The 6197-nt window shown below is 70.6% G+C and carries 4 protein-coding genes; 3 read left to right on the forward strand and 1 reads right to left on the reverse strand.

Features of this window, described 5'->3' with window-relative positions; translation table 11 throughout:
• The first annotated feature begins 38 nt into the window (after nucleotides 1-38).
• Entirely contained in the window at nucleotides 39-716 is a 678-nt protein-coding gene (leuE, locus tag ACFU6I_RS27560; RefSeq protein WP_384371548.1) for a leucine efflux protein LeuE, read from the forward strand.
• A 189-nt stretch (nucleotides 717-905) separates the two neighbouring features.
• On the opposite strand, the gene ACFU6I_RS27565 is transcribed toward leuE, so the two are convergent.
• Entirely contained in the window at nucleotides 906-2045 is a 1140-nt protein-coding gene (locus tag ACFU6I_RS27565) for an acyltransferase family protein (RefSeq protein ID WP_384371564.1), read from the reverse strand.
• Nucleotides 2046-2276: 231 nt separating this feature from the next.
• Between ACFU6I_RS27565 and ACFU6I_RS27570 the strand changes: the two genes are divergently transcribed.
• Both ACFU6I_RS27570 and ACFU6I_RS27575 read left to right on the forward strand, forming a co-directional pair.
• Nucleotides 2277-3824 (forward strand): hypothetical protein, encoded by a 1548-nt coding sequence (locus tag ACFU6I_RS27570; protein ID WP_384371550.1) that lies wholly within the window; start codon nucleotides 2277-2279, stop codon nucleotides 3822-3824.
• Complete coding sequence (locus ACFU6I_RS27575; RefSeq protein WP_384371552.1) at nucleotides 3821-6178, forward strand: glycosyltransferase; 2358 nt, start codon at nucleotides 3821-3823, stop codon at nucleotides 6176-6178. The genes ACFU6I_RS27570 and ACFU6I_RS27575 overlap by 4 nt, the downstream gene beginning before the upstream one ends.
• Nucleotides 6179-6197 lie beyond the last annotated feature (19 nt).

Consider the following 6197-nt stretch of genomic DNA (forward strand, 5'->3'; position numbering starts at 1 on the left):
TGGACGGAGTGTCGTACCCCCGTGCGACACTCCTGTTCATGCTGGGTGTCACTGATCTTCCGACCTATCTTGTCGGCCTTGTGCTGATTGTTCTGCTGCCGGGGCCCAACTCGTTGTACGTGCTCTCCGTCGCCGCCCGCCGCGGTGTGCGGACCGGGTATGTGGCGGCTGCCGGTGTGTGGACCGGTGACACCGTGCTGATGACGCTCTCCGCGCTCGGCGCCGCCTCCCTGCTGCAGACGACGCCGGTGCTCTTCGCCGTCGTCAAGTACGCGGGCGCGGGCTATCTGACCTGGCTGGCGATCGGCATGCTGCGGGCCGCGGCGTCCATGTGGCGCGAGCGGCACCGGCAGATCGCCGAGCTGACGGACGAGGCCGCCGGACCGGACGGAACGACGACGGCGGCCGGGGCGGTGGAGCGGCCGTACCGGCGGGCGCTGGTGGTGAGCCTCTTCAACCCGAAGGCGATCCTCTTCCTGATCTCCTTCTTCGTGCAGTTCGTCGACCCCGGGTACGCCTATCCGGCGCTGTCCTTCCTGCTGCTGGGGACGCTGCTGCAGATCGCGAGCTTCCTCTACCTGTCGGCGCTGATATTCGGCGGCACCCGGCTGTCCGCCGCGTTCCGCCGCCGCAAGCGGCTGTCGGCCGGGGCCACTTCGGCGGCGGGTGTGCTGTTCCTCGGGTTCGCGGCGAAGCTCTCGCTCAGCAGCGTGTGAGGCGGACGGGCGGCCCGTTCACCGCTGTCGTGCCTCGCCGAGACGCCGAGCGCGGGCAGTCCGGCGTCCGTGCCGACGGCCGGCAGTGTGAAGTGCGGTCCGCGGAACGCGTCGACGAACGGTTCGAGGACGGCCCGCGGTTGATCATCGCGGGGATCGAGGCGCGGTACGGGGTGCGTCGGGCGGTGGTCAGGCCGGGCGGCCCGCACCGCCCGTCAGCGATCTGCGCAGCCGCGGTGTGAGCCACCGCTCCACGTACCGGTGCAGCAACCAGGCCAGCGCCAGCATCAGGACCACCGTGAGAACCGCCGTCGCCCACGCGGGAACCCCGAGGCGCTGATGGAGCATGTCCACCGCCACCCAGCCCAGATGCTCGTGGATCAGGTAGAAGGGGTACGTCAGTGCTCCGGCGACGGTCAGCCACCGGTGGTCGAAGCGGGCCAGGGCGCCCAGTGCGATGGCGGCGACGGCGGCGAAACCGGCGGTCACGACGGCGATGATGACCAGTGACGAGCGGTACGAGAAGGCGTGCGGGCCCGCCGGATGCCACAGATCGGCCACCGCGGAGTGCTGGCCGAGCAGCCAGCTGACGCCGACGATGCCCCAGGCCGTGGCGTCCCGCCGGTTGCGGTGGACCAGGTAGAGCCCGATGCCGCCTATGAAGAACGGGGCGTACGCCGGCATCAGGACCACGTCGAGCAGCGGCTCGCCGGATGCCTTGCCGAGCGCCGCTGCCAGGGTCCACGCGGCGCAGAACAGGACGATCCGTCGCCGGTTGGCCCCCGGCAGGACGACGCACACGGCGAACAGGGCGTAGAACCGGATCTCCGCCCACAGCGTCCAGCACACGCCCAGCACCCGGTCCACGCCCAGCGGCTGCTGCAGCAGCGTCAGGTTGACCAGTGCGTCGCTGGGCGAGACCGCCTCGTACGCCACCGTCGGCAGTGCGAAGACCAGGGTCACGAGGACGACCGACGCCCAGTACGCGGGCAGCAGCCTGGCCGCCCGCGAGGCGAAGAACGACGCGAGCGAACGGCCCCAGCCGCTCATGCAGATCACGAAGCCGCTGATGACGAAGAAGATCTGCACACCGAGACAGCCGTAGGCGAACCATGTGTGGGCGGACGGGAACAGGGAAGCGGCGGAGACTCCCCACGCCGTGGTGATCTCACCGCCCCGCCCCCCGTAGTGGTACGCCGCGACCATCAGCGCGGCGACCAGCCGCAGCCCGTCGAGGGCCCGCAGCCGGGGTGCGGCGCGCGGCTGCGGTGACCGGGGCCCCACCTGCGCGCGGGCGGTGGAAACCCGCTCGATCGTCCTGCCCGGCATCTCCGGAGTGATGGTCACTGACGTCCCTTCCAACAGCGGCGAAGGGTCAGGCTAGGGCGCAGATGGCTCCGGAACGGGCGGGAAGGGAGCAGTTTCCTGTGCTGACAGGGCGAGTTCATCTCGCGGCCGCTCAGGTTTCTTAGCGTGCTACGGAACCTCACACGGTCGCCGAACATCCGTACCCCTTCTCACGCCCCCTTCCCCCCACGGGCACCAGACGCTTGGAGCGCCATGACGAAAGCCCGCACCCGCTGGCCACGGCAACGTGACGCGGAGGACTCGGCCCCGCCCGAAGGCGGGACGTCCCACCTCGCCGCCGTCCTCCCGACGGAACTGGAGACCTGCCTGCGCGCCTGTGCCGCGCACAGCGGGAAGCTGGTCGCCGGGCTCGACCGGCGGCGTACGGCGCTTGCGGAGGCGCTCAGGAACCTGCTGGCCACCCACGCCACCATGGAGCAGACGGCCGCCGCGGCCTCCCCGCTCCCGCTGCTGCGGCGCCCGGGCAGGAGCGGGACAGGATCCTCGCTCGTGCTCGGCGACGCACTGCTCGATCCGCTGCTCGCGGTCGGCAACAAGGCGCTGGACTGCGGTTACGAGGACGAGCTGAAGCTCGCGATCCTCATCACCGACACCGTGCTCACCCAGCGCAGGCGCTCCCGCGCCGGCTGGCGGTTGCGGGCCCGGACGCTGGAGGCGATGGGGGCGGAGAACGCCGCGGTCGAGGCGTACGAGCGCTACCTCGGGCTCACCGACGAGGACGGCTTCGGTGTGGCGGCGAAGATCGCCGGCCTGCGGGCCGGCGCCGAGCGCCAGGACGAGCTCCTGCGGAAGCTGGAGCGCGACTGCCCGGAAGCCGGCGAGTTCACCGGCCGGTCCGTCACCGAATCCTGGGCCGAAGGCCTGGAGCTGCAGGCGCGCGGCGACTGGCATGCGGCCCGGCCCCGGCTGATCGGCGCGCTGCTCACCCAGGACCGGGCCGGAGCCCCGGTGCCGGAGATCCAGGAGGCCGCGTCCCAGTACCTGGGCCTCGCGATGGAGGCCGGCGGGCTGGCGGGCAGCGGCGCCGGCAGTCTTACCGGTCCCACCGACCTCGCGGTCCTCACCGACCTGATCGCGCTCTACGCCGAGCAGCGCCGGACCCGGATGCGCGGCCCGATCGGCGACCCCACCTTCGGCGACGTCGAATGGACCACGCTCGGCGAGTTCCGAAACCGGATAGCGGGCAAGTCGATCTGTCTGATCGCGAACTCGCAGCGTGTCGGAAGCAGTTCGATGGGGGCCGAGATCGATGCGTACGACCTGGTCGTCCGCTTCAACTCGTACAGGATCGACCCGTCGGCGACCGGCAAGCGCACCGACATCCACGCCACCATCCACAAGCACGGCTTCAACTGGGACCGGAAGGTCCACACCCGGCTGGTCTTCGGAGGGCTCTCCGGCGACTGGAAGTACTCGCTGCGCAACCGGCTCGTACCCGGCGCCCAGAAGTACCTCGGCGACGAATCGCTGCGCTGGCCGCTGCGCGACATCGGCAAGGTCGGCACCGACGTCTGGCCGGCGATCCCCACCAGTGGCTTCAACATGCTGTGGCTGCTGGACTACCTGGACGTCAGCTCGCAGCTCGACCTGATCGGCTTCGACTTCTACGAGAGCGGCGCCTACCGCCTGCCTGCCGCGATGAAGATGCCCATCACCTCCGTGCACGAGTACACCAGCGAAAAGGCGTGGGTCATGGAACGCGCCCAGAGCGTCACCGATATGAGGATCAGTCTGCGATGACGACGCCCACCACGACCACCGCGCAGGCACGCGTGCCCGCGCCCCGGACCCCCGCCCCCGCGAACGCGCTCACCGGCAAGCGCCGCGTCGCCTTCGCGAGCTTCGTGGACGAGAACTACCTGCCCGGCTTCCTGGCCCTGCTGCGCAGCCTCGCCCTGTCCAACCCCGGCGTCTGCGAGGACTTCATCGTCCTGCACGACGGACTGCGCCCCGCCTCCGTCGCCCAGATCCGGGCGCTGCACCCGCGCATCGACTTCCGCCGGGTGGACGCCGAGCACTACGACTCGTACGCCAAGGGCGACCAGGACAACTACCTGGTCCGCAAGGCGTACTTCATCCTCGACGTGTTCCGGGTGCGCGACTACGACACCGTGATCACTCTGGACACCGACATGGTGGTCCTCGGCGACCTCGGCGAACTGCTGCAGCTGCGCGACGGCCTGGCCGCCGTACCGCAGTTCTTCTTCGGGCAGCACAAGCTCAACAGCGGGCTGCTGGTCATCCAGCGCGAGTACCTGAGCGACGAGTTCTGCGCGAAGATCGACGAGGTCGGCCGCGCGGGCACGTACGAGCTCGACAAGCACGACCAGGGCATCCTGAACGCTGTCCTGGACGGCGACTTCGTGCAGCTCGACGCCCGCTACAACTTCGTCAAGCGGCGGCTCTCCGGCGACCTCCCGGTGCCCGACACCACCGCGATCCTGCACTTCACCGGGCGGCACAAGCCCTGGCAGGGCGGCGAGGCCGGCTACGGCCAGGCCGAGGACCGCTGGCGCGAGTTCGAGCTGCCCGACGCCGAGTTCCACGCCGCGTACCTCGCGCTGCCCGGCACCAAGCACCACGACCTGCTGGTGCACTACGGGACTCCGCACGTGCGCCGTACCGCCGACCCGGAGAGCGCCCGCCGGGTCGCCGCCGCGCACATCGCCGCCGGTGAGTACCAGGAGGCGGCCGACCTGCTCGGTGCCGTCCGGATACCCGTCGACGACGCCTGGCCGCACGAGGTGCTCGGCCACGCGCTGATGAGCGTCTCCCGTTACGAGGAGGCCCGCGCCCAGCTCCTCCTCGCGACCGCCGCCCCCAACCGGGCCGCGACGTCCTTCGCGCGGCTCGCCCAGATCGCCTGGATCCACGGCGACGACGCCACGGCGGCGGCGTACGCGATCGAAGGGCTCGGCGTCGACCCGACCCACCGGGCGAACCGGCTGATGTACAAGCGCACCAAGGACGTGTCCACCCCCGTGGAGGGACCGGCGGCCGAGCAGCTCGCGCATGTCGCCTTCTACATGGACCGGCAGGGCAACGCCGGGGACAAGCTCCTCCCGGAGAGCGTCCGGCTGGCGTTCGGCCAGGACACCGGCCCGGCCCGCTGGCACTCGATCCACGCCCACCGGCTCTTCGACGAGGCCGCGCTGGAGCGGGTCAACGCCCGGCGCGGACTGGTCATCGGCGGCGGCGGCCTCTTCATCCCGGACACCGCGCCGAACGGCAACAGCGGCTGGCAGTGGAACGTCCCCGACGAGCTGCTGGAGCGGATCGACGTACCCGTCATGGTGTACGCCGTCGGGTTCAACGCCTTCGACGGCCAGGCGTACGGCCACGGCCGGGACCGGTTCCTCTCCTCCCTGCGGAAGCTGGTGGAGCGCGCCTCGTTCTTCGGGCTGCGCAACCACGGCTCCATCGAGAAGGTCCGCGAGCTCCTGCCGCCGTCGCTGCACGACAAGGTCCGCTTCCAGCCCTGCCCGACCACGGTCACCCGGCAGCTGGTCCGCGGCTGGACCGACCCCGCACAGCGCGAGAACACCGTGCTGATCAACGCCGCGTACGACCGGTCCGGGCTCCGCTTCGGCCACGACTACAGGCACTTCCTCGCCGAGATGGCCACCGCGGTGAAGGAACTCGGCAAGCGCGCCGAGGTGAAGTGCGTGGCGCATTCGCTGGACGACGAGCGGATCGCGTTCGACCTGCGGCGCGAGCACGGCATCTCGCTGCCGGTGATCCCGATGTACGACTTCGAATGCGACGAGATCCGGTCCACGTACGCCCGGACCAAGCTGGTCATCGGGATGCGCGGGCACGCGGGGATGATCCCGTTCGGCTGCGGTACGCCGATCATCAGCCTGATCTCGCACCCGAAGATGGCGTACTTCCTGTCCGACATCGACCGCCCGGAGTGGGGCATCTCCGTCCACGACCGGCACCTCGGGGCGCGGCTCGTGGAGCGGGCGGCGGGGCTGCTGGACGACCACGCGGCGACGGTCGCCGATGTGCACGGCAGGCAGCAGGAACTCTGGAAGGTCACCGAGGCGAACGCCGCGGACCTCCGGGTGATCCAGGGCGGCGTGCGTATCTGACGGCAGGACGAAGCGGGGC

This window comes from Streptomyces sp. NPDC057486, from assembly GCF_042802415.1.
GTDB classification, from domain to species: Bacteria; Actinomycetota; Actinomycetes; order Streptomycetales; family Streptomycetaceae; genus Streptomyces; species Streptomyces yanii.

Bases quoted from the DNA above. Each gene is read 5' to 3' on its own strand.
- leuE (WP_384371548.1), top strand. From the start codon at position 39: ATGCTGGGTGTCACTGATCTTCCGACCTATCTTGTCGGCCTTGTGCTG.
- ACFU6I_RS27575 (WP_384371552.1), top strand. From the start codon at position 3,821: ATGACGACGCCCACCACGACCACCGCGCAGGCACGCGTGCCCGCGCCC.
- ACFU6I_RS27565 (WP_384371564.1), bottom strand. From the start codon at position 2,045: ATGCCGGGCAGGACGATCGAGCGGGTTTCCACCGCCCGCGCGCAGGTG.
- ACFU6I_RS27570 (WP_384371550.1), top strand. From the start codon at position 2,277: ATGACGAAAGCCCGCACCCGCTGGCCACGGCAACGTGACGCGGAGGAC.